The 23,203-nt window shown below is 72.4% G+C and carries 17 protein-coding genes; 8 read left to right on the top strand and 9 right to left on the bottom strand.

The features are described from left to right. The first annotated feature begins 141 nt into the window (after positions 1-141). The 8 genes from mvk (at position 142) to OG736_RS44105 (ending at position 8,466) form a co-directional block, all read left to right on the top strand. Positions 142-1,149, top strand: coding sequence for a mevalonate kinase (gene mvk / locus OG736_RS44140; protein ID WP_327180555.1), 1,008 nt, complete (start codon positions 142-144; stop codon positions 1,147-1,149). Next, positions 1,139-2,194 carry a diphosphomevalonate decarboxylase gene (gene mvaD / locus OG736_RS44135; protein ID WP_327180556.1) on the top strand — a complete coding sequence of 352 codons (1,056 nt, stop codon included), beginning with the start codon at positions 1,139-1,141 and terminating at the stop codon, positions 2,192-2,194. Before mvk ends, mvaD begins: the two co-directional genes overlap by 11 nt. Further along, positions 2,191-3,282, top strand: coding sequence for a phosphomevalonate kinase (locus OG736_RS44130; protein WP_327180557.1), 1,092 nt, complete (start codon positions 2,191-2,193; stop codon positions 3,280-3,282). Before mvaD ends, OG736_RS44130 begins: the two co-directional genes overlap by 4 nt. After that, the gene (gene fni, locus OG736_RS44125; protein WP_327180558.1) at positions 3,279-4,373 is read left to right on the top strand and encodes a type 2 isopentenyl-diphosphate Delta-isomerase; all 1,095 of its coding nucleotides are present in this window, start codon (positions 3,279-3,281) and stop codon (positions 4,371-4,373) included. The genes OG736_RS44130 and fni overlap by 4 nt, the downstream gene beginning before the upstream one ends. Further along, on the top strand, positions 4,370-5,431 hold the full coding sequence (locus OG736_RS44120; RefSeq protein ID WP_327180559.1) for a hydroxymethylglutaryl-coenzyme A reductase family protein: 1,062 nt from the start codon (positions 4,370-4,372) through the stop codon (positions 5,429-5,431). Before fni ends, OG736_RS44120 begins: the two co-directional genes overlap by 4 nt. A gap of 3 nt (positions 5,432-5,434) precedes the next feature. Then, the gene (locus OG736_RS44115; RefSeq protein WP_327180560.1) at positions 5,435-6,604 is read left to right on the top strand and encodes a hydroxymethylglutaryl-CoA synthase; all 1,170 of its coding nucleotides are present in this window, start codon (positions 5,435-5,437) and stop codon (positions 6,602-6,604) included. 143 nt (positions 6,605-6,747) lie between these two features. Next, positions 6,748-7,725 carry a 3-oxoacyl-ACP synthase III family protein gene (locus OG736_RS44110; RefSeq protein WP_327187478.1) on the top strand — a complete coding sequence of 326 codons (978 nt, stop codon included), beginning with the start codon at positions 6,748-6,750 and terminating at the stop codon, positions 7,723-7,725. A gap of 150 nt (positions 7,726-7,875) precedes the next feature. Continuing rightward, the gene (locus tag OG736_RS44105) at positions 7,876-8,466 is read left to right on the top strand and encodes a malonic semialdehyde reductase (RefSeq protein ID WP_327180561.1); all 591 of its coding nucleotides are present in this window, start codon (positions 7,876-7,878) and stop codon (positions 8,464-8,466) included. A gap of 242 nt (positions 8,467-8,708) precedes the next feature. Here OG736_RS44105 and OG736_RS44100 read toward each other — a convergent pair whose 3' ends face one another. The 9 genes from OG736_RS44100 to OG736_RS44060 form a co-directional block, all read right to left on the bottom strand. Then, on the bottom strand, positions 8,709-9,029 hold the full coding sequence (locus tag OG736_RS44100; RefSeq protein ID WP_327180562.1) for a DUF6059 family protein: 321 nt from the start codon (positions 9,027-9,029) through the stop codon (positions 8,709-8,711). Between the two features lie 247 nt (positions 9,030-9,276). Beyond that, complete coding sequence (locus OG736_RS44095; protein ID WP_327180563.1) at positions 9,277-9,405, bottom strand: surface protein; 129 nt, start codon at positions 9,403-9,405, stop codon at positions 9,277-9,279. Between the two features lie 20 nt (positions 9,406-9,425). After that, the gene (ahcY, locus tag OG736_RS44090) at positions 9,426-10,889 is read right to left on the bottom strand and encodes an adenosylhomocysteinase (RefSeq protein WP_327180564.1); all 1,464 of its coding nucleotides are present in this window, start codon (positions 10,887-10,889) and stop codon (positions 9,426-9,428) included. After that, positions 10,867-11,772, bottom strand: a complete 906-nt coding sequence (gene metF / locus OG736_RS44085) for a methylenetetrahydrofolate reductase [NAD(P)H] (RefSeq protein WP_327180565.1) — start codon at positions 11,770-11,772, stop codon at positions 10,867-10,869. The genes ahcY and metF overlap by 23 nt, the downstream gene beginning before the upstream one ends. Then, positions 11,769-15,272, bottom strand: coding sequence for a methionine synthase (gene metH, locus OG736_RS44080; RefSeq protein WP_327180566.1), 3,504 nt, complete (start codon positions 15,270-15,272; stop codon positions 11,769-11,771). The genes metF and metH overlap by 4 nt, the downstream gene beginning before the upstream one ends. Next, positions 15,269-16,252: a carbohydrate kinase family protein gene (locus tag OG736_RS44075; RefSeq protein ID WP_327180567.1), complete on the bottom strand. Its 984-nt coding sequence runs from the start codon at positions 16,250-16,252 to the stop codon at positions 15,269-15,271. The genes metH and OG736_RS44075 overlap by 4 nt, the downstream gene beginning before the upstream one ends. A gap of 89 nt (positions 16,253-16,341) precedes the next feature. Next, positions 16,342-17,550, bottom strand: coding sequence for a methionine adenosyltransferase (gene metK / locus OG736_RS44070; protein WP_327180568.1), 1,209 nt, complete (start codon positions 17,548-17,550; stop codon positions 16,342-16,344). A 494-nt stretch (positions 17,551-18,044) separates the two neighbouring features. Beyond that, positions 18,045-21,647 carry a condensation domain-containing protein gene (locus OG736_RS44065; RefSeq protein ID WP_327180569.1) on the bottom strand — a complete coding sequence of 1,201 codons (3,603 nt, stop codon included), beginning with the start codon at positions 21,645-21,647 and terminating at the stop codon, positions 18,045-18,047. Between the two features lie 528 nt (positions 21,648-22,175). Then, a complete protein-coding gene (locus OG736_RS44060; protein WP_327180570.1) occupies positions 22,176-23,129 on the bottom strand; it encodes an aromatase/cyclase in 954 nt (317 codons plus the stop codon). Positions 23,130-23,203: the final 74 nt, after the last annotated feature.

The raw sequence follows: 23,203 nt of genomic DNA, 5'->3' as shown, positions 1-23,203 counted from the left end.
GGTCGCCGCTGTGGGCGGGGTGCCGGTCACCGCCGTGCGGCCTGCGGGGAATCCGCGCCGGCCCGATGCCCGGCCTCATTCCTTCCTATCGATCTGGACGATGCGATCTCTATGCAGAAACGACAAGGGGAGCTGAGTGCGTTGACTCTACCGACCTCAGTGGAGGGGGTCTCGGAAAACCACCGGGTTCGCTCGGTCGGCATCGGCCGCGCCCACGCCAAGGCCATTTTGCTGGGCGAGCACGCGGTCGTCTACGGGACGCCGGCGCTCGCTCTGCCGATTCCGCAGCTCACGGTCACGGCCAGCGCGGGATGGTCTTCCCACGCCGGCGACGCCCAGGGCGACTTGTCCTTCACCATGACCGGTTCCGCCTCCAGGGCGGTGGTGACCCAGGCCTCCGACGGTCTGCGGCGGCTGACGGCGGCCTTCAAGGCGCGCATGGGCGTGCCGGGCCGGCCGCACCTGGACGTGATTCTCGACGGCGCCATCCCGCCCGGGCGCGGGCTGGGCTCCAGCGCGGCGAACTCGCGGGCGATCGTCCTCGCGCTGGCCGACCTGTTCGGCCGCGAACTGAGCGAGAGCACGGCGTTCGACCTGGTGCAGACGGCGGAGAACGTGACGCACGGCCGGGCCAGCGGCGTCGACGCCATGACCGTCGGCGCGTCGGCGCCGCTGCTGTTCCACGAGGGCAGGGCGCAGGAACTGAGCGTCGGCTGCGAGGGCTTGTTCATCGTCGCCGACAGCGGCACGGCCGGCAGCACCAGGGAGGCCGTGGAACTGCTGCGGGAGGGGTTCAGGAGCGAGGCCGCGGCGCAGGAGCGGTTCCTGCGCGCCGCGGCGCGGCTCGTCGACGAGGCCCGGCAGGCCCTCGCCGGGGGCGAACCGGCGCAGCTGGGCGCGCGGATGACGGACTATCACGAACTGCTGCGGGCGGCCGGCCTGAGCACCGACCGGATCGACACGATGGTCGAGGCCGCGCTGGGGGCGGGCAGTCTCGGCGCGAAGATCACCGGCGGTGGCCTGGGCGGCTGTGTCCTGGCCCTGACCCAGCCGGAGCGGGCCAGGCAGGTCGCCGGGCAGCTGCACGAAGCCGGCGCCGTGCAGACGTGGGTCGTGCCGCTGAGGAGGCTCGCCGATCATGCGCTCTGAACAGCGGACCGCGCCGGTGCGCCCGCGCGAGGACGGCGCGGTCACCGTCACCGCCGTCGCACATCCGAACATCGCACTGGTGAAGTACTGGGGCAAGAGCGACGAGCGGCTGTTCCTGCCCCGCACCGACAGCCTGTCGATGACCCTGGACATCTTCCCCACGACCACCCGCGTCCGGCTCGCCCCCGGCGCGGAGCACGACACGCTCACCTTCAACGGCGCACCCGCGACGGGAGAGGCCCACCGGCGGATCGCCGCCTTCCTGGACCTCGTACGGGAGCGGGCCGCACTCGGCCACCGGGCCGTCGTCGACACCGAGAACACCGTCCCCACCGGGGCGGGTCTGGCGTCCTCGGCCAGCGGTTTCGCCGCCCTGGCCGTCGCCGCCGCCGCCGCGTACGGGCTCGCTGCGGACGCCACCGCCCTGTCGCGGCTGGCCCGGCGCGGTTCCGGATCGGCCTCGCGGTCGATCTTCGGCGGGTTCGCCGTGTGGCACGCCGGTGTGAGCGGCGGCACGGCCGAGCAGGCGGATCTGAGCTCGTACGCCGAACCGGTCGACGCCGCCGCGCAGTTCGACCCGGCGCTGGTCATCGCGGTCGTCGACGCTGGCCCCAAGGCGGTCTCCAGCCGTGAGGCCATGCGCCGCACCGTCGACACCTCACCGCTGTACGAGCCGTGGGCGCGCTCGAGCAAAGCCGACCTGGCCGACATGCGGGCTGCGCTGAGGCGCGGGGACCTGGACGCGGTCGGAGAGGTCGCGGAGCGCAACGCGCTCGGCATGCACGCCACGATGCTGGCGGCGCGTCCCGCCGTGCGGTACATGTCGCCGGCCTCCCTGACCGTGCTGGACCGGGTGCTGCAGCTGCGGCGGGACGGGATCGCGGCCTACGTGACCATGGACGCCGGGCCGAACGTCAAGGTGCTGTGCCGGCGCGCGGACGCGGACCGGGTGGCCGCGGCCGTCCGCGGCGCCGCCCCGGGCCGCGCGGTGCACATCGCCGGGCCGGGCCGGGGCGCCCGTCTGCTGGCCGGGGACGCACGATGACCTCCCGGCGGACGGTCGTGCGGCGCGCGCCGGGCAAGTTGTTCGTCGCGGGCGAGTACGCGGTGGTGGACCCCGGCAACACGGCGATCCTGGTGGCGGTCGACCGGTACGTCACCGTCACCGTGTCCGGCACGGACGGTACCGGTGTGGTGATCTCCTCCGACCTGTATCCGCGGGCGGTGCGCCTGCAGTGGCAGGACGGCCGGCTGAGCGCGGGCGGCGAGGAGGCGGCGTATGTGGTGGCCGCGATCGAGACCGTGGGTGAGCTGCTGGCCGAACGCGGCCTGCCGGTGCCCGCGTTGAGCGTGTCGGTCACCAGCACGCTGCACGAGGCGGGCCGCAAGTACGGCCTGGGTTCCAGCGGCGCGGTGACCGTGGCGACGGTCGCCGCCGTGGCGTCGTACTGCGGGCTTCGGCTGTCGCGTGAGGACCGCTTTCGTCTCGCCCTGCTCGCCACGGCCCGGATCGATCCCAAGGGCTCCGGCGGCGATCTCGCCGCCGGCACCTGGGGCGGCTGGATCGCCTACCGGGCGCCCGACCGCGGCCAGGTCCTCGGCCTGGCGCGCAGCCGCGGCGTCGAGGCGGCACTGGCCGCCGACTGGCCGGGGTTCGCGGTGCGCCGGCTGCCGCCGCCCAGCGGCCTGCGCCTGGAGGTCGGCTGGACCGGCAGCCCGGCCTCCACCACCTCCCTGGTGTCCGGCCTGCACCGGCGGGCCTGGCGGGGCAGCTCCTTGCACCGCACGTTCGTGCAGAACACGAACGGCTTCGTCCGGGCCGCCGTCGACGCGCTCGAGGCCGGCGACGGGCCGGGCCTGCTGCACCAGATCCGGCGCGCCCGCCGGGAGCTGGCCCGCCTCGACGACGAAGTCGGCCTGGGCATCTTCACCCCCGAGCTGACGGCTCTGTGCGACGCCGCCGAGGAAGCCGGCGGCGCGGCGAAACCCTCGGGGGCGGGGGGAGGCGACTGCGGCATCGCCCTGCTGGACGCCGACGCCGCACACCACCTCTCGCACGTACGGCAACGGTGGGCCGCGGCCGGGGTGCTGCCCCTGCCGGTGAGTCCCGCCATGGAAAGGAGCCAGGAATGAGCAGCGCCCAGCGCAAGGACGACCACGTCCGGCTCGCCATGGAGCAGCAGCACCTGCACAGCGGACGCAACCAGTTCGACGAGGTGTCGTTCGTCCACCACGCCCTGGCCGGCATCGACCGGCCGGACGTGTCCTTGGCGACGACCTTCGCCGGCATCACCTGGCAGGCGCCGCTCTACATCAACGCGATGACCGGCGGCAGCGTCAAGACGGGTGCCATCAACCGGGATCTGGCCGTCGCGGCCCGGGAGAGCGGGGTGGCCATCGCCTCGGGCTCCATGCACGCCTACTTCAAGGACCCCTCGTGCGCCGGCACCTTCCGGGTGCTGCGCGAGGAGAACCCGGACGGGTTCGTCATGGCGAACGTCAACGCGACGGCGTCGGCCGACAACGCGCGGCGTGCCGTCGACCTGATCGAGGCCGACGCCCTGCAGATCCACCTCAACACGGCGCAGGAGACGCCCATGCCGGAGGGGGACCGCTCCTTCGGGTCCTGGGCGGCGCAGATCGAGCGGATCGCGGCGGCCGTCGACGTCCCCGTGATCGTCAAGGAGGTCGGCAACGGGCTGAGCCGTCAGACGATCCTGGCGCTGCCGAACCTGGGTGTGCGGGCGGCCGACGTCAGCGGCCGCGGCGGCACCGACTTCGCCCGGATCGAGAACGGCCGGCGTGAACTGGCCGACTACGCCTACCTGCACGACTGGGGGCAGTCCACCGCCGCCTGTCTGCTGGACGCGCAGGACGTCGGCTTCCCCCTGCTGGCCTCGGGCGGTGTGCGCCATCCGCTCGACGTCGCCCGCGCCCTCGCGCTGGGCGCCGGTGCCGTCGGATCGTCCGGCGGGTTCCTGCGCGTGCTCCTCGACGGCGGCGTCCATGCGCTGATCGCGCAGCTCGCGGCCTGGCTCGACCAGCTGGCGGCCCTGCAGACCATGCTCGGCGCCCGCACCCCCGCCGACCTCGCACGCTGCGATCTGCTGATCCACGGCGCGCTGAGGTCCTTCTGTACCGACCGGGGCGTCGACACGCGGCGCCTCGCCCAGCGTTCCAGCTCCATCGACGCCCTCCACGAGATGACGGGAAGCACACGATGACTGATGCCCACGCGATCGCCGGCATCCCGATGAGGTGGGTGGGCCCCCTGCGCATCTCGGGGAACGTCGCCGACACCGAGACCCAGGTACCGCTCGCCACCTACGAGTCGCCGCTGTGGCCCTCCGTGGGGCGCGGCGCGAAGGTCTCCCGGCTGGCCGAGAAGGGGATCGTCGCGACCCTCGTCGACGAGCGGATGACCCGCTCGGTGCTCGTCGAGGCGACCGACGCGCAGACGGCGCTCGCGGCCGCGCGGACCATCGAGGCCCGCATCGACGAGCTGCGCGAGGTGGTGCGCGGCTGCAGCCGGTTCGCCCAGCTGATCGGCATCCGGCACGAGATCACGGCCAACCTGCTGTTCCTGCGGTTCGAGTTCTCCACCGGCGACGCCTCCGGGCACAACATGGCCACGCTCGCCTCCGACGCGCTGCTGGGGCACCTGCTGCAGACCGTCGCGGGCATCTCCTACGGATCGATCTCGGCGAACTACTGCACCGACAAGAAGGCCAGCGCGATCAACGGCATCCTCGGCCGCGGCAAGAACGTGGTCACCGAACTCCTCGTGCCGCGCGAGGTGGTGGCCGACGTGCTGCACACGACGGCCGCCAAGATCGTCGAGCTGAACATCCGCAAGAACCTGCTCGGGACCCTCCTCGCCGGCGGTGTCCGTTCGGCGAACGCCCACTACGCCAACATGCTGCTCGCGTTCTATCTGGCGACCGGCCAGGACGCGGCCAACATCGTCGAAGGCTCGCAGGGCGTCGTCATGGCCGAGGACCGCGACGGCGACCTCTACTTCTCCTGCACCCTGCCGAACCTGATCGTGGGCACCGTCGGCAACGGCAAGGGCCTGGGGTTCGTGGAGACGAATCTGACCCGGCTGGGCTGCAAGGCCGACCGCGAGCCCGGGGAGAACGCCCGCCGGCTCGCCGTCCTGGCCGCGGCCACCGTGCTGTGCGGTGAGCTGTCGCTGCTCGCGGCGCAGACCAACCCGGGTGAGCTCATGCGTGCGCACGTGCAACTGGAACGCGACAACACGACCGCGAAGGTTGGTGTATGAGGTATGTCCATATCCATCGGAATCCACGACCTGTCGATTGCGACCGGCGAGTTCGTCCTGCCGCACACGGCGCTCGCCGCACACAACGGCACCGAGATCGGCAAGTACCACGTGGGCATCGGCCAGGAGTCGATGAGTGTTCCCGCCGCTGACGAGGACATCGTGACGATGGGTGCGGCGGCGGCCGCGCCGATCATCGCCCGGCACGGCAAGGACCGCATCCGCACGGTCGTGTTCGCCACCGAGTCGTCGATCGACCAGGCGAAGGCGGCCGGGGTGTACGTCCATTCGCTGCTCGGGCTGCAGTCGGCGACCCGTGTCGTCGAACTGAAGCAGGCCTGCTACGGGGCGACGGCGGCCCTGCAGTTCGCCATCGGCCTGGTGCAGCGCGACCCGGCCCAGCAGGTCCTGGTGATCGCCAGCGACGTCTCCAAGTACGAGCTGGACAGCCCCGGTGAGGCCACCCAGGGTGCGGCCGCGGTGGCCATGCTGGTCGGGGTGGACCCCGCCCTGGTGCGCATCGAGGACCCCTCCGGCCTGTTCACCGCCGACGTCATGGACTTCTGGCGGCCGAACTACCGCGATGCGGCCCTGGTCGACGGGCAGGAGTCCATCGGCGCCTACCTGCAGGCGGCGGAGGGCACCTGGAAGGACTACGCCGAGCAGGGCGGCCGCTCCCTCGAGGAGTTCGCCGCGTTCTGCTACCACCAGCCGTTCACGAAGATGGCCTACAAGGCCCACCGTCACCTGCTGAACTACTGCGGCTACGACACCGACAAGGACGCCATCGCCCGCGACCTGGGGCAGACCACGGCCTACAACACCGTGATCGGCAACAGCTACACCGCCTCGGTGTACCTGGGCCTGGCCGCGCTGCTGGACCAGGCCGACGACCTGACGGGCCGGCCCGTCGCCTTCCTCAGCTACGGCTCCGGCAGCGTCGCGGAGTTCTTCGCCGGGACCGTGGTCGCCGGCTACCGCGAGCAGCTGCGGACCGAGGCGAACCAGGAGGCGATCAGCCGGCGCACGCCGGTCGACTACGCCGGCTACCGCGCACTGCACGAGTTCAAGTTCCCCACCGACGGCGGCGACCACGCCGCCCCCGAGCAGACCACGGGGCCGTTCCGGCTGGCCGGGATCAGCGGCCACAAGCGCCTCTACCAGCGGCGCTAGCACGCCCGGGCCCGCACGGGCAGGCGGGCGGCCCTGACCCGGGCCGCCCCCTGCCCGGCGCCCTGTCCGCACTGTTTTCCAACATCACCTGAGGGGAGGGCAGCCGCATGGAAGACCTCACGATCCTCGGTACGGGCAGCCCCATGAAGGACGTCAGGATCCTCGGTACGGGTGCCTACGTGCCGGACCGGATCGTCTCCAACGACGAGGTGGGTGCGCCGGCCGGCGTCGACGACGCCTGGATCACCCGCAAGACCGCGATCCGTGAGCGGCGCTGGGCCGCCCCGGAGCAGGCCACGTCGGACCTGGCCACGGCCGCGGCGCGGGCCGCGATGGAGTCGGCCGGCATCACTGCCGAGCAGCTGTCCGTGATCGCGGTCGCCACGTCCACGCCGGACCGTCCCCAGCCGCCGACGGCGGCCTATGTCCAGCGCAATCTCGGCGCGTCCGGCACCGCGGCGTTCGATGTCAACGCGGTGTGTTCGGGCACCGTGTTCGCGCTCTCCGCGGTCAGCGGCGTCATGCTCCGGCGGGGCGGCCACGCGCTGGTCATCGGCGCCGACGTGTACTCGCGCATCCTCGACCCGGCCGACCGCAAGACGGTCATCCTGTTCGGGGACGGCGCCGGTGCGATGGTCCTGGGTCCGACCGGGCGGGGCCCGCTGGTGCGCCATGTCGCCCTGCACACGTTCGGCGCTCTCGCGGACCTGATCCAGGTGCCCGCGGGCGGCAGCCGGCTGCCCGCCGACCCGGGCGCCCTCGACGCCGGGCTGCAGTACTTCGCGATGGACGGGCGTGAGGTGCGCCGCTTCGTGGTGGAGGAACTGCCGCAGCTGGTCAAGGGTTTCCTGCACGAGGCTGGCGTCGGCCCCGAGGACATCAGCCACTTCGTTCCGCACCAGGCCAACGGCGTCATGCTCGACGAGGTCTTCGCGGACCTGTCCCTGCCCCGCGCCACCATGCACAAGACGGTGACGCAGCTCGGCAACACCGGAGCCGCCTCCATCCCGATCACTTTGGACGCGGCCGTCCGCAAGGGCGCCTTCCGCCCGGGCGAACTGGTCCTGCTGGCCGGCTTCGGCGGCGGCATGGCCGCGAGTTTCGCCCTGGTCGAGTGGTGAGGCCCTGCCCCCACCGCGGGCGGGCCCACCGCGTGGCGTGCCCGCCCGTGCCGGCACCGCTGAACCCACCCGAACCCCTCAGCCCGGGCGGCCGAGGGTTCACGCGTCCGCCGCACCGATCCGCCCTCTTCCCGGGAAGGTCACCGACCCATGCCGCTCGTACTCGACGCCGCCGCCCAGGACCTCCTCTTCCGTGAGGCCCGCACCGCCAGCACCTTCACCGACGAGCCGGTGACCGAGGAGCAGATCCGGGCCGTCTACGACCTGGTCAAGTACGGCCCCACCGCCTCCAACCAGAGCCCGCTGCGCATCACCCTGGTCCGCTCCCCCGAGGCCCGTGAGCGCCTGGTGCGGCACATGGCCGAGGGCAACCGGCCCAAGACCGCCGCCGCCCCGCTGTCCGCGGTCCTGTCCACCGACAACGAGTTCCACGCCCGGCTGCCCCGGCTGTTCCCGCACGCCCCGCAGGTCAAGGACGTGCTCTACGCCGACCGCGCGGGCCGTGAGAGGTCGGCCCTGCTCAACGGGGCCCTGCAGGCCGCGTACTTCATCGTCGGCGTCCGCGCCGCCGGCCTCGCGGCCGGCCCGATGAGCGGCTTCGACGCCGCCGGCGTCCGCAAGGAGTTCCTGGACGACGACCACACCCCGCTGATGGTCGTCAACATCGGCCGGCCCGGCCCCGGCGCCTGGCGCCCGCGGCTGCCCCGCCTGGACATCGACGAGGTCATCACCACTGTCTGAGCCCCGCCCCGCCCGCCCCCGGCAGCCCTTGGCCGCGCCCCACGCCCCACGCCCCACGCCCCACGCCCCGCGCCCCGCGCCCCGCGTCCCGCGTCCCGGCCGAGGGCTGCGGCGCGCGGCGGCGGGGGCCGGCGCGCAGGGCCGCCTGCGCGTGCCGTGCGGGGTCGCCGAGGGCCTGCCCGGCGGACCGGGGCACGGACGCGGGGTCCGCACACTGATCGGCCGGACAGGCCCTGAGGGATTCAGCTGCCGTCGCGGACGTGGTCGTGGGCCGGCCACAGTTCGCGGGCGAGCAGCATTTCCTGTTCGGACAGCGGGATGTCGCCCCGCAGCCGCTCGGGGTGGGCGGGCGGCGGCCCGCCGGCCCCCGGCGGCAGTTCCAGGAACCGTGCCTGGGCGTAGCGCACGAGGCGGCTCCTGGGGCGTGCGGCGGAACGGGACGGGTCGATGGCCTGAACCGCCTCGGGGCCGACATAGACGGCTCCCAGGCACGCCAGTGCCCGCCCCGCGGCCCGCAGCAGGCCGTTGATCAGCCGCAGACCGCCGCGCAGTATCCGAATCATGTCTGCACCTCCGCACCTCCACTCGTCGTTGCCTACAGAGACTGGCAAGGTTCACTCGTGGACCGATCGAGGAGGCGTGGCGCACGGCGGTGCTGTTTTCGGCCCGCCGGGTGCCCTGGACGGGGCACGGCCGGCGCCGGCTGCCGCGGTTCGCGCCGCCGGGGCCGGTGCGGGCGCGGCAGGGTGCGGGCATGACGACGAGGCGCGCTGCAGCGGGTGTGCAGCGCGCCTGGGCGGAGCGGGGTCTTCAGTCGATGCCGCGTACGAGGTGGGACTCCGCGGTGTCGTCCTCGTCGATGCCGGCGAGCCGGAGCGGCGGGGCCAGGGCCGGGGTGTCCTGGGGCTGTCTGTGGTCCTCCTTCAAAGGGTCGTGCACCTGGTCCTCCTTGGGTCGACTCAGTAGCGGTAGTGGTCCGGCTTGTAGGGGCCCTCGACCTCGACACCGATGTACGAGGCCTGCTCGGGGCGCAGGGTGGTCAGCTTGACGCCGAGGGCGTCCAGGTGGAGACGGGCGACCTTCTCGTCGAGGTGCTTGGGCAGCACATAGACGTCGACCGGGTACTCGTCCGGCTTGGTGAACAGCTCGATCTGGGCCAGGGTCTGGTCCGCGAAGGAGTTGGACATCACGAACGACGGGTGACCGGTGGCGTTGCCCAGGTTCAGCAGGCGGCCCTCCGACAGCACGATGAGGACCTTGCCGTCGGGGAACTTCCAGGTGTGGACCTGCGGCTTGACCTCGTCCTTGACGATGCCCGGGATCTTCGCCAGGCCGGCCATGTCGATCTCGTTGTCGAAGTGACCGATGTTCCCGACGATCGCCTGGTGCTTCATCCTGGCCATGTCGGCGGCCATGATGATGTCCTTGTTGCCGGTCGTGGTGACGAAGATGTCGGCCGTCTCGACGACCTCGTCCAGCGTGGTCACCTGGTAGCCGTCCATCGCCGCCTGCAGCGCGCAGATCGGGTCGATCTCGGTGACGATGACCCGGGCGCCCTGCCCGCGCAGCGACTCCGCACAGCCCTTGCCGACGTCGCCGTAGCCGAAGACGACCGCGGTCTTGCCGCCGATCAGGACATCGGTGGCACGGTTGATGCCGTCGATCAGGGAGTGCCGGCAGCCGTACTTGTTGTCGAACTTCGACTTCGTGACCGCGTCGTTGACGTTGATCGCCGGGAACAGCAGGCTGCCGTCACGGTGCATCTCGTACAGACGGTGGACACCCGTCGTGGTCTCCTCGGTCACACCGCGGATCTCCGACGCGAGCTGCGTCCACTTCTGCGAACCCTCGGTGATCGTGCGGTTCAGGAGCTCGAGGACGACCCGGTGCTCGTCGTTCTCCGCCGTGTCGACCGAGGGAACCTTGCCGGCCTTCTCGTACTCGACGCCCTTGTGGACCAGGAGCGTGGCGTCACCGCCGTCGTCGAGGATCATGTTCGGGCCGCCGGTGGGGCTGTTCGGCCAGGTCAGCGCCTGCTCCGTGCACCACCAGTACTCCTCCAGCGTCTCGCCCTTCCAGGCGAAGACCGGGACGCCCTGCGGGTCGTCGGGCGTGCCGTTCGGGCCCACCGCGATCGCGGCGGCCGCGTGGTCCTGGGTGGAGAAGATGTTGCAGGACACCCAGCGGACCTCGGCGCCCAGGGCGACCAGGGTCTCGATCAGCACGGCGGTCTGCACGGTCATGTGCAGCGAGCCCATGATCCGGGCGCCGGCCAGCGGCTGCGCCTCGGCGTACTCCGTGCGGATCGCCATCAGGCCGGGCATCTCGTGCTCGGCGAGGGTGATCTCCTTGCGGCCGAAGGCGGCCAGGGAGAGATCGGCGACCTTGAAGTCCGTGAAGTCAGTGCTGGGCTGCGAGGACATGCTGGGTACTCCTTGAGTTCGCTACGTTGCGGTGGATTTCGAGCGTCGCCGTCGAGCGGTTCAGCGTGATGTAGTGCAGTCCGGGGGCGCCTTCGGCGAGGAGCCGCTCGGCCATCGCGGTGGCGTGCTCGACGCCGATGCGGTGGCCTTCGGCGGGCTCGTCGCGCACGGTGTCCAGGCGGTGGGCCAGGTCCTCGGGGAAGGCGGCGCCGCTGAGGGCGGCGAAGCGGGCGATCTGGCGTACGTCGGTGGCCGGCATGATCTCCGGGATGATCGGGGTGTCGCAGCCCGCGGCGGCCACCCGGTCGCGCAGCCGCAGATAGTCCTCGACGTCGAAGAACATCTGGGTGATGGCGTAGTCGGCGCCCGCCCTGCACTTGGCGACGAAGTGGCGGATCTCGCTGTCCCAGTCCGGCGAGCGCGGATGGCGCTCCGGGAAGGCCGCCACGCCGACGCTGAAGTCGCCTGACTCCTTGACCAGAGCGACCAGTTCATGGGCGTGGGTGAAGCCGTCGGGGTGCCGCTTCCAGGGGGCGTTGGGGTCGCCGGGCGGGTCGCCGCGCAGGGCGAGGACGTCGCGCACGCCGGCGTCGGCGTACTGGCCGATGATGTGGCGCAGCTCCGCCACCGAGTGGCCGACCGCGGTCAGATGGGCGACGGGGCGCAGGGTGGTCTGGGTTGCGATCCGTTTGGTCACCTCGACGGTGCGGTCCCGGGAGGAGCCGCCGGCGCCGTAGGTGACGGAGACGAAGGCCGGTGCGAGGGGTTCGATGCGGCGGATCGCCTCCCACAGCGTCCGCTCGCCCTTGGCGGTCTTCGGCGGGAAGAACTCGAAGGAGAACGACGGGGTCCCCCGGCCGAGGGTGTCGCGCAGGGTGGTCATGGGCGGCCTCCGGCGTTGAAGTAGCTGGCCTCGGGGTGGTGCACGACGATGGCGTCCGTGGACTGTTCGGGGTGCAGCTGGAACTCCTCGGACAGGTGGACGCCGATGCGCTCGGGCCGGAGCAGGCCGGCGATCTTGGCGCGGTCCTCCAGGTCGGGGCAGGCCGGGTAGCCCAGGGAGTAGCGGCAGCCCTGGTACTCGGTGCGCAGCATGGCGTCCAGGGAGTCCGGGTCGGCCGAGGCGATGCCGAGTTCGGAGCGCACGCGTGCGTGCCAGTACTCGGCGAGGGCTTCGGCCAGCTGCACGGACAGGCCGTGCAGTTCGAGGTAGTCGCGGTAGGAGTTCGACTCGAACAGCTTCGCGGTCTCCTCGCCGATGCGGGAGCCGACGGTGACGACCTGGAGGCCGACGACGTCGGTCTCCCCCGATTCCTGGGGGCGGAAGAAGTCGGCCAGGCACAGGCGGCGGCCGCGGTGCTGGCGGGGGAAGGAGAACCGGGTCAGTTCGGAGCCGTTGTCGTCCAGCAGGATCAGGTCGTCGCCCTTGGAGACGGCACGGAAGTAGCCGTGGACGACGGCCGCCTCGAGGAGGTTGTCGGTCTGCAGGCGGTCCAGCCAGCCGCGCAGCCGGGGCCGGCCCTCGGTCTCGACGAGTTCCTCGTAACTCGGTCCGTCGCCGGCGCGGGTCTGCTTCAGGCCCCACTGACCCTTGAACAGGGCGCTCTCGTCGAGCCAGGAGGCGTACTCCCTGAGCGGGATGCCCTTGACGACGCGGGTGCCCCAGAACGGCGGTGCGGGCACGCGGTTGTCGGTGGCGACGTCGGAACGTCCGCCTTCTTCGGGTCGCTCCTGTACGACGAGGGCAGGCGCGGTGGTCTTGACCCGGCGCTGCTTGAGCTCGGGCAGCTTCGCGCCGGGCACCTGCCGCTTGACCGCGATGAGGGCGTCCATGAGGTACAGGCCCTCGAAGGCGTCGCGGGCGTAGCGGACCTCGCCCTGGTAGATCTCGTGCAGGTCCTGTTCGACGTAGGCGCGGGTGAGGGCGGCGCCGCCGAGGATGACGGGGTAGTTCGCGGCCAGGCCGCGGGAGTTGAGCTCCTGCAGGTTCTCCTTCATGATCACCGTGGATTTGACCAGCAGGCCCGACATGCCGATGACGTCGGCCCGGTGCTCCTCGGCGGCCTCCAGGATCGCGGAGACCGGCTGCTTGATGCCGAGGTTGACGACGTTGTAGCCGTTGTTGGACAAGATGATGTCGACGAGGTTCTTGCCGATGTCGTGGACGTCGCCGCGCACCGTGGCCAGCACGATGGTGCCCTTGCCCTCCGCGTCCGACTTCTCCATGTGCGGCTCGAGGTAGGCCACCGCGGTCTTCATGACCTCGGCGGACTGCAGCACGAACGGCAGCTGCATCTGGCCGGAACCGAACAGCTCACCGACCACCTTCATGCCGTCCAGGAGCGTGTCGTTGACGATGTCGAGGGCGGGGCGGGTCCGCAGGGCCTCGGCGAGGTCGGCGTCCAGGCCGTTCTTCTCGCCGTCGATGATCCGCCGCTTGAGACGCTCGTCCAGCGGCAGCGCCGCCAGCTCCTCCGCCTTGCCCGCCTTCAGCGACTTGGTGGTGGCACCCTCGAACAGCGCCATCAGCTTCTGCAGCGGGTCATAGCCCTCGGCCCGGCGGTCGTAGATCAGATCGAGGGCGGTGGTGACCTCTTCCTCGCTGAACCGGGCGATGGGCAGGATCTTCGACGCGTGCACGATCGCCGAGTCCAGGCCCGCCTTCACACACTCGTCGAGGAAGACCGAGTTGAGCAGGATCCGCGCGGCCGGGTTCAGACCGAAGGAGATGTTCGACAGGCCCAGGGTGGTCTGCACGTCGGGGCGGCGCCGCTTGAGCTCACGGATCGCCCCGATGGTGGCGATGCCGTCGCCCCGGGACTCCTCCTGACCGGTGCAGATCGTGAACGTCAGGGTGTCGATGAGGATGTCCGACTCCTGGATGCCCCAGTTCACCGTCAGGTCCTCGATGAGCCGCTCGGCGATGGCGACCTTCGTCTCGACCGTGCGGGCCTGGCCCTCCTCGTCGATGGTCAGCGCGATCAGCGCGGCACCGTGCTCCCGCGCCAGCTCCGTCACCTTGGCGAAACGCGACTCGGGGCCGTCACCGTCCTCGTAGTTGACGGAGTTGATGACCGCGCGGCCGCCGAGCCGCTCCAGACCCGCCCGGATGACCGGGACCTCCGTGGAGTCCAGGACGACCGGCAGCGTGGACGCCGTCGCGAACCGGCCCGCCAGCTCGTCCATGTCCGCGACACCGTCGCGGCCCACATAGTCCACGCACAGGTCGAGCATGTGCGCGCCCTCGCGGATCTGGTCCCGGGCCATCTCCACGCAGTCGTCCCAGCGGCCCTCCAGCATCGCCTCACGGAACTTCTTCGAACCGTTGGCGTTCGTCCGCTCACCGATCGCCATGTAGGCGGTGTCCTGCCGGAACGGCACCGTCTGGTACAGCGAGGCGGCGCCGGGCTCGGGCTGCGGCTGCCGCGGTGCCGGGGCCATGCCGCGTACCCGCTCGACGACCTGGCGCAGATGCTCGGGCGTCGTGCCGCAGCAGCCGCCCACCAGCGAGAGGCCGTACTCGCGGACGAAGTTCTCCTGGGCGTCGGCCAGTTCGGAGGCGGTCAGCGGGTAGTGGGCGCCGTTCGTGCCCAGCACCGGCAGCCCCGCGTTGGGCATGCAGGACAGCCGGATGCGGGAGTGGCGGGCCAGATAGCGCAGGTGCTCGCTCATCTCGGCGGGTCCGGTCGCGCAGTTCAGGCCGATCATGTCGATGCCGAGGGGTTCCAGCGCGGTCAGCGCGGCACCGATCTCGGAGCCGAGCAGCATCGTGCCGGTCGTCTCCACCGTCACGGACACGATGAGCGGCACGTCGAGGCCGAGTGCCTGAAGGCCGCGGCGGGCGCCGAGGACGGAGGCCTTGGTCTGCAGCAGGTCCTGGGTGGTCTCGACGAGCAGCGCGTCGGCGCCGCCCGCGACCAGGCCCTCGGCGTTCTGCTGGTAGGCGTCGCGCAGGACGGTGTAGGGGGCGTGGCCCAGGGTGGGCAGTTTGGTGCCGGGGCCGATGGAGCCCAGCACCCAGCGCGGGCGGCCGTCGCGTGCGGTGTACGCGTCGGCCGTCTCGCGGGCCACGCGGGCGCCGGCCTGGGACAGTTCGTGGACGCGTCCGGCGATGTCGTACTCGCCCAGGGCCGCGTGGTTGGCGCCGAAGGTGTTGGTCTCGACGCAGTCGACGCCCGCGTCGAAGTACTCCTCGTGCACGGAGCGCACGATGTCCGGGCGGGTGACGTTGAGGATCTCGTTGCAGCCCTCGAGCTGCTCGAAGTCCTCGAGGGTGGGCTCCTGTTCCTGGAGCATGGTGCCCATCGCGCCGTCGGCGACCACCACGCGGGTGGCGAAGGCCTCGCGGAGCGCGGCAATGCGGGTCCGGTGGTCAGCGGTCATGAGTGTTCTCCGAGGACTGGCGCGAGCGGGGCGGCCGTACCGGGGCCGTAGGCTCGCTCGACGACGGCGGACAGCTGTGCCAGGTCGACCTCGTAGGACTGCGAGCCCACCGCGCCGAGGACCACGGAGGCCAGCGCGCAGCCCAGTCGGGCCGCGGGTTCGAGCGGCACGCCGTGGCTGACGGCGGCGAGGAAACCGGCGCGGAAGGCGTCGCCGACGCCGGTCGGGTCGGCCGTGTCGGTGTCGGGGATCGCGGGGACGTCGAGCGGGGGCTGTCCGGCGCTTTCGATGCGCACCCCCTTCTCGCCCAGGGTGGTGACCCAAGTGCCGACGACCGCGAGGATCTCGGTGCGGCTCCAGCCGGTGCGTTCCTTCAGCAGCGCGGCCTCGTACTCGTTGGTGAACAGCCAGGCGGCGCCGTCCACCAGGTCGCGGACCTGGTCGCCGTCCAGGCGGGCCAGTTGCTGCGAGGGGTCGGCCGCGAAGGGCAGACCGAGGGTCCGGCACTCGGCGGTGTGGCGGAGCATCGCCGCCGGGTCGTTGGGCGAGACCAGGACGAGGCCGGGGCGGTCGGGGCCGGTGACGAGGGCGCGCAGGTCGATGTCGTGGGCCTCGGTCATGGCGCCCGCGTAGAACGCGGCGATCTGGTTGGCGTCCTCGTCGGTGATGCACATGAAGCGGGCGGTCTGCCGTTCGGCGGAGATGTGCACTCCCCCGGTGTCGACACCGTGCTCCTTCAGCCACACCGCGTACTCGGCGAAGTCCGTGCCGACCGCTCCGACCAGGAGGGGCGACAGGTCGAAGCCGCCGAGGCCGAAGGCGATGTTGGCGGCGACGCCGCCCCGGCGCACCTCGAGACGGTCGACGAGGAAGGAGAGCGAGATGTGGGCCAGCTGCTCGGGAAGCAGCTGGTCCGTGAACCGTCCGGGGAAGACCATCAGATGGTCGGTGGCAATGGATCCTGTCACCGCGATGCGCACGGGAACTCCTTCGGTCGCTTCGGTCGCTGATCGCCGGTGTGGCACGGCGTCGGGCCGCGACCGTCGGGCCCGGCCGTCAGGTGTCGGGCTCAGCTGCCCGCGGCTGCCTTGAGCTGCTGGGCGCGGTCGGTGCGTTCCCAGGTGAAGTCGGGCAGCTCGCGGCCGAAGTGGCCGTAGGCGGCGGTCTGGGCGTAGATCGGGCGCAGCAGGTCGAGGTCGCGGATGATCGCGGCCGGGCGCAGGTCGAAGACCTCCCCGATGGCCTGCTGGATCTTCTCCACCGCAACGGTGTGGGTGCCGAAGGTCTCCACGAACAGGCCCACCGGCTCGGCCTTGCCGATCGCGTACGCCACCTGCACCTCGCACCGCGAGGCCAGGCCGGCCGCGACGACGTTCTTGGCCACCCAGCGCATCGCGTACGCGGCGCTGCGGTCCACCTTGGAGGGGTCCTTGCCGGAGAAGGCGCCGCCGCCGTGGCGGGCCATCCCCCCGTACGTGTCGATGATGATCTTGCGTCCGGTCAGGCCCGCGTCGCCCATCGGGCCGCCGATCTCGAAGCGTCCCGTCGGGTTGACCAGCAGGCGGTAGCCCTCCGTCTCCAGTTTGATGCCCTCGTCGGCGAGCTGTCCCAGCACATGCTCGACGACCTCCTGGCGGATGTCGGGCGTGAGCAGGGACTCCAGGTCGATGTCGGAGGCATGCTGCGAGGAGACCACCACGGTGTCCAGGCGGACCGCCTTGTCACCGTCGTACTCGATGGTGACCTGTGTCTTGCCGTCGGGCCGCAGATACGGGACGGTGCCGTCCTTGCGGACCTGCGTCAGACGGCGCGACAGCCGGTGCGCCAGCTCGATGGGCAGCGGCATCAGGTTCGGCGTCTCGTCCGTCGCGTAGCCGAACATCAGACCCTGGTCACCGGCGCCCTGCCGGTCCAGCTCGTCCTCGTCGCCCTCGACCCGTGACTCGTACGCCGTGTCCACGCCCTGGGCGATGTCCGCCGACTGCGCGCCGATGGACACCGACACCCCGCACGAGGCCCCGTCGAAGCCCTTGGCCGACGAGTCGTAGCCGATGTCGAGGATGGCGTCGCGCACGAGCTGGGCGATCGGAGCGTAGGCCGAGGTGGTGACCTCACCGGCGATGTGCACCTGGCCGGTGGTGATCAGCGTCTCCACCGCGACCCGCGAGGCGGGGTCCTGACGCAGCAGCGCGTCCAGGATCGTGTCGCTGATCCGGTCCGCGATCTTGTCGGGATGTCCTTCGGTCACGGACTCCGAGGTGAAAAGACGACGGGACATGACTCTCCAGATGGTTGAGGGCCCAGAGGCGAAGGGCGTCCGAGGCGGGCGAGGGGCCGCCCGTGTCACAGCCACGATGTGCGACCTCGAACGAGGAGCACTTGAAGGGCGACGGAACAGCAGCGGAGTGGATCACTCATGCGGTGTGCTCCGCCGCGCCGGAGCTGCCGTGCGCGGGTGGGGCGGTGCCGTGGCGCCCCGGATCCGCCCTGCCCCGGATCCGTTCCCGCGGCCCGTTCCGTCCCGCGACCGGGCTCCGCGATCGGTCCCGTCCTGCGATCGGTCCCGCCTCGGACCCGCCTTGCTCCGGATCGGTCCCGTCTCCGACCCGTCCTGCGGTCGGGTTCCGTGATCGGTCCCGTGATCGGTCCCGTCCTGCTCCGGATCCGTTCTGTCTTGGTTCTGTCCTGCGATCCGTCCCGGGCGGGATCGGTCCTGCACCGGTTCTGTCCCGCGATCCGTCCCGGGCGGGATCCGTCCTGCGGGGTCTCGCCTCAGCCGTCCGGTGCAGTGGCGTCCCGGAGGGCACGGGCGAGTGCGGGGGCCCGCTCCCGCTCGTCCGCGAACGCGCCGGCGAGCACCACGCGGGGCGGGCGGGCGCCGTCGGCCGCGATACGCCGGGCGATGTCGCAGGCGAGGGCGCCCGCGCCGGAGAACCCTGCGAGCAGCAGGGGTTGGCCGGCCGCGCGGGCGGCCAGGGCGGGTCCGGCGTCCTCGGCGTCGGTGCCGCCGGTGAGCACCAGCAGTTCCTGCGGGCCCGTATAGGTGGGGGGCAGCAGGTCGTAGCAGGTCGCGGCCGCACCCGGCGGCGGGATCAGGCAGATCGTGCCGGCCTGTTCCTGTCCCGCCGCGCGCAGGGTGACCAGCGCGTTGTCGCGGCCGGCTGCAACAGCGTCGGCCATGCGCGGTACGGCCCTGCCCTGCAAAAGCTTCAGCACCTCCGCGACGGTGGTGGACTCACCGGCCCACAAGGGGAGTTCACGCAGCAGCAGGGCACTTTGCACCAGCAGCTCGGCAGCCGCCTCCTCGTCGAGCACGTCACGGTCGTGGACCGCCGTCAGGACCAGGCCGCCGGCGTTGTCGTGGTGGGCGAGCAGCCCGATGGGCAGCACCGAGCGGGCGGGTACGGTGCCCGAGAACTCGGCCCGTATCCCCTGCGCGGCGAGTTCGCCCTCCAGGTCTTCCACCGGATGCGGCGGGTCCTCGAAGACGATGACGGTGTCGGCGGGGTCGGTGCCCGTACCGTGCCGGCCCCGGGCACGGATCCGGTCGGCGGGGACCCATTCGTAGGCGGCCATGTCCAGGGCGTGGTCGCGCAGCCGCCGCATCAGGTCCGCGAGCGTGCCCGCCGGGTCCACCCCGACGGTTATGGGCAGCGCGTTGCGCAGCGGTCCCGGCATCCGGGCCACGCCGTCGAGCGGTATCGCGCGCCCCGGAGCGCTCACCGCGAAGCAGACCGGGGCCGGGCCGGTGGCGTCGGAGGCGCGGTGGATGAGTATCGCCCAGACGGCCTGCAGTGCGCTGCTCTCCGCGGTGCCCCACAGGCCGGCCCAGCGCGCGAGGCGGATGGTTTCTGCGGGGTCCAGGCGCAGCCGGGCGCGGCCGACGCCGGTCAGCCGTGTGGCCTTGCCGGCGGGGCGGCCCGGTCGGGACGCCGCGGTGTCGGGCGGCGCGGAGCGCGCCCGGAACACCCGTACGGGCTCCAGGTCCTGGGCCGCGATCCAGTCGGTGTAGTCGCGCAGGTCGGGGCGGCGCTCGCCACCGGGCAGGGTGCCTCCGGCGAGGTAGGCCCGGTAGAACTCGCGCAGCAGGATGTGTGCGCTCCAGGTGTCCAGGAGCGCCCGGTGGTAGGTGAGCACGATCCGGGTGGGTGAGGCGCCGTCGGGTGCGGTGTGCTCCGTCTCCAGCAGGGTCAGGCGCAGTGCTCCGGGGCAGCGCAGGTCGAAGCCGCGCAGCCGGTCGCGTTCCAGGAGGGGCGACCAGTCGTCGCCGCGGTGGATGCGGCGGGTGATGTCGGGAGTGACCCGGCTGTGCACCATGAGCTGCGGTTCGGGGCCGCCGGTGAACGCGGTGCGCAGCACCGCTTCGCAGTCGAAGACGGACTGCCAGGCGGCGGTGAAGCGTTCCGGGTCGAGCGGGCCGTGCCAGACCCAGACGAGCTGCTCGACGTGGCGGCCGGTGCCGGGCCGCGCGTCGCCGCCGGTGAACAGCGCCGACTGCTGGGGGGTGGGCGTGAAGAGGGACGGGATGGGGGCGGTGCAGGCGTCGGCCAGCTGCGTCAGCAGGTCCCGCAGCAGGTCCGTGAGGGCGGCCACGGAGGTGTCGGTGATGCCTTCGGTGAGGTCGTGGACCGGGTCGAGGCCGATGTGCAGCCTGCCGCCGGTGATCTGGGCGTGCGCCTCGATGGGGTGCACGGGCCGGGCCGGCCGGTGCTGTGCGCTGCCGCGCACGGGGCGGACGGAGCCCGGCAGCAGCTCGCCCGGAGCGTGCAGGTGCAGGCAGGCCTGGGCGGGCGCCAGTTCGCGCAGGGCATCGCGCAGCAGCGGGTCGGGGCTCCACTCCCGGCAGGCCCCGAAACCCGCGCCGCCCGTGGCGTGGCCTGCGGCGGCGGCCAGGGGGCCGGCCAGCGCGGCCAGTTGGCCGAGGGGGTCGAGGCCGGGTTCCAGGGTGAGGTGGACCGGGTGCAGGTCGGTGAGCCGGCCCACGTGACGTTGTAGGCCCTGGTGGCCGGGCCTGGGGTCGCTGCGGACGTCGAGGCTGATGTCGTCGACGTCCTGCCAGCGGGCCAGGGCCAGGGCGAACACGCCGGTCAGGATCTGCCCGGCGGTCAACGCGAGCCGCTGGGCCAGGCCCTGGGTGATCCGCTCGGTCACGTCCTCGTCCAGAACGAAGCGCCGAGCGCAGTCCTGGGCGCGGTCCTGGGCGCAGTCCTGGGCGCGGTCGTGACCGCAGTCCTGGGCGGAGCCGGTGGGCCGGATCGTGCCGGGTGCGGTGTCCTGGGCGTCGGCGGAGACGGTGGCGGCCCTGTCGCCGGGCCGGGTCACCCGTGCGGAGGGGCGGGAGCTGAGCGCCCGGGACCTGCGCTCGGCGACAGCGGTCCAGTGGCGGACCTCGTCCGGGTCGCGGGCCAGCTCCCGCAGTCCGGTGACCCAGTCGGCCAGGCCGTCCGGGGCACGCCGCGGCCGCGCCGCGACTGCGGGCGCGGCCGTGCCGAGGGCGGCGGACAGGTCCTCGAGCAGGATCTGCCAGGACGCGGCGTCCACGGCGAGTTCATGGACCACCACGGCGAGCCGGTCGGCACGCGGCCCTGCCGGACGGCGGTCCCTGGCGAGCAGGGCCCGCAGCTGGACGCCCAGGTGGGCATCGAGAGTGCGGCCGACCGAGGCGACAGCCGCGGCGAAGCCGGCCTCGTCGCTGAACTCCCCCTCCACCAAAGGATCGTGACCGCCCGCGGCCACAGGCACCGGCACGGTCCTGGCGGCCCCGGCCTCGAACCCGTCCGCAGCCCCGGTCCCGGCCCCGTGTCCGTCCGCGGCCCCGGCTCCGATCTCGGTCCCGTGCCCGTCCGCAGCTCCGGTCCCGGCCCTGTCCGCAGTCCCGCCGGTGGTCGCGGCCTGCCCGGTCAGCCGGTCGCCCGCGGGGTCGAGGCGGGAGCGCAGCTGGGGGTGGGCGGCCAGGACCGCGTGCAGCGCCTCGCGTACCGCGGCCGCGTCCGGCGGAGCAGCCGGTTCGATGAACACCGCCTCGTAGCCGTGTCCGGCGGCGGGTGCGAGGACCGCGTACTGGGCGGGGGCGAGCGGGCGGTCGGCGGCGCGCGGCTCGGTGAGCAGGTCGGCGATGCGGCCCACCACGGACGCGGCGGCCGCCCCCTGCGTCGCCGTGAACCGGAGCGTGTGATGGTCGGGGCCGTGCCGCAGCAGCCGGTGCCGGGGCACGGTCCCGGCCGGCTCACCGGCGGTGAGCTCGCCCAGGACGTGTTCCAGGGCGGCGGGGTCGAGGGGCCCGCGCAGCTCGAGGTCCCACGGGGCCGCGTACGGGGCGGGCCCGGGGGCGACGACCACGGAGATCGCCTCGCGCGAGGAGCGGGAAACAGTCATGCCTGTCCGGGGGGTGCCGCTGGCGCCGGCGCGTTCCCCTCTCTCCTTTCTCTGGGCGCTGTACGGGCTGCGAGGTGGCGCTCGCCCGGTCCTGGTGGGGACCTGGGCGCCGTGCCGGTGGCCGGCCTGCCGGAGCCGGCCCTAGAGCGTGACGGACGGTGCGTGCCCGGCGGGATACGGGCAGCGGGTGGGGAGGCGGAGCGGGCGCAGCGCGGGGTGTGCCGGGGCCGTGGCGTACGGGTGGTGCTGCATGGCGCCTCCTGGTCCGCGGGAGTCCACAACGGTCGGGTTGACCAGGCTAGTTGCGGTAGGCACCCGAAGTCCGTTTTCCCGAGCGGGTGTGCAGCGGTGCCCGAGCGGTGCCCGAGCCCGCGCGATGGCCGCGTGGGCGCGGCCAGGGCGCAGGGCGCGGCAGCCGGTGTCCCGCCCCCGCCGCGCCCCCGCCGCGCACCCGCGCATCGGCTCACCGGCGCATCCGCCTGGCCTGCGGGCGGGGGCGGTGCGGTGGCCGTGCGGGCGGGGGCGGTGTCACAGCATGCGCACGGCGCTTTCCGCGTGCCGCTTGGCATGGGCGAGCAGGGCCCGGCTGTCCCGGCCGAGTTCCTCGCGCACATGCCGGCGCGCCTGTCCCAGGCCCGCGTGCTCGCCCAGCACGGCGGTGATGTTCTCCTCGCGCAGCACGACGCTGTGCTGGGCGATGACGGTCACCCCGGACTCGTCGGGGACGACGGACCATTCGCCGGTGTGCGCCTCCAGCAGGGTGTGGGGCGCGGTCTGCTTGTGGACGATGCGTCCCGCGTGCGGGAAGCAGATCCGTACCGAGTCCGAGGTGTGCGAGCCGTACTCGGTCAGGGTCTGCATGCTCAGGCGCTGCACGCCGGGCGCGTCCTCGGTGAGGTCGGCCCGGGTGACGTGCGGTACCAGGTCGGGCCAGTCCCCGGCCCGGTAGAGGAAGTCGTAGACCAGCTCGGCCGGGCCGTTGACGCGCACCGAGTCCTCGAAGGACAGGACCAGGTCGTCCAGGCGCGTCCACCGTTCGGCGAAGCTCTTGAGCTCGGCGAGCTGAGTGCGGCTGCTCGCGTCGGCGACCCGCCATGCCCACGCCCCGACTTCGGGCAGGTCGCCGGCGACGCTGAAGTCGTACAGCAGCTCGAGCTCGGTGCGGTGCGGGCCCCGCGAGCGTGCGTGGAAGGTGCCGCACATCGAGTTCAGCGGGGCCGCGGGCAGTTCCTGGCGGAACTCGATGCGGCGCTGCACCGGGTCAAGGTGGCGCCAGGAGGTCCACGACTTCAGCTGCCCGTCCAGGAGGGACCACATCCGCAGGCGCTCTCGTTCGCCGTCGCTCTCCAGGCGCTCCACATGGACGCTCGGGGAGAAGCAGAGCGGCAGTTTCGCCGCATCGGCCAGTACGGCGTAGACCACGCCGGCGGGCGCGGCCACGTGCACCGTGTGCGTCGCTCTGTCGACACGCTCACCAGACATCCGAACACCTCTCTTCACATTGCGCCGACGGGGACGGGGACGGAACACGTACAGGTTTCAGACGGCCGGACGAG

Source organism: Streptomyces sp. NBC_01334 (assembly GCF_035983595.1).
GTDB classification, from domain to species: domain Bacteria; phylum Actinomycetota; class Actinomycetes; order Streptomycetales; family Streptomycetaceae; genus Streptomyces; species Streptomyces coriariae.
Note: the sequence above shows the minus strand (reverse complement) of the source record. Positions and strands in the feature narration are given on the sequence as shown.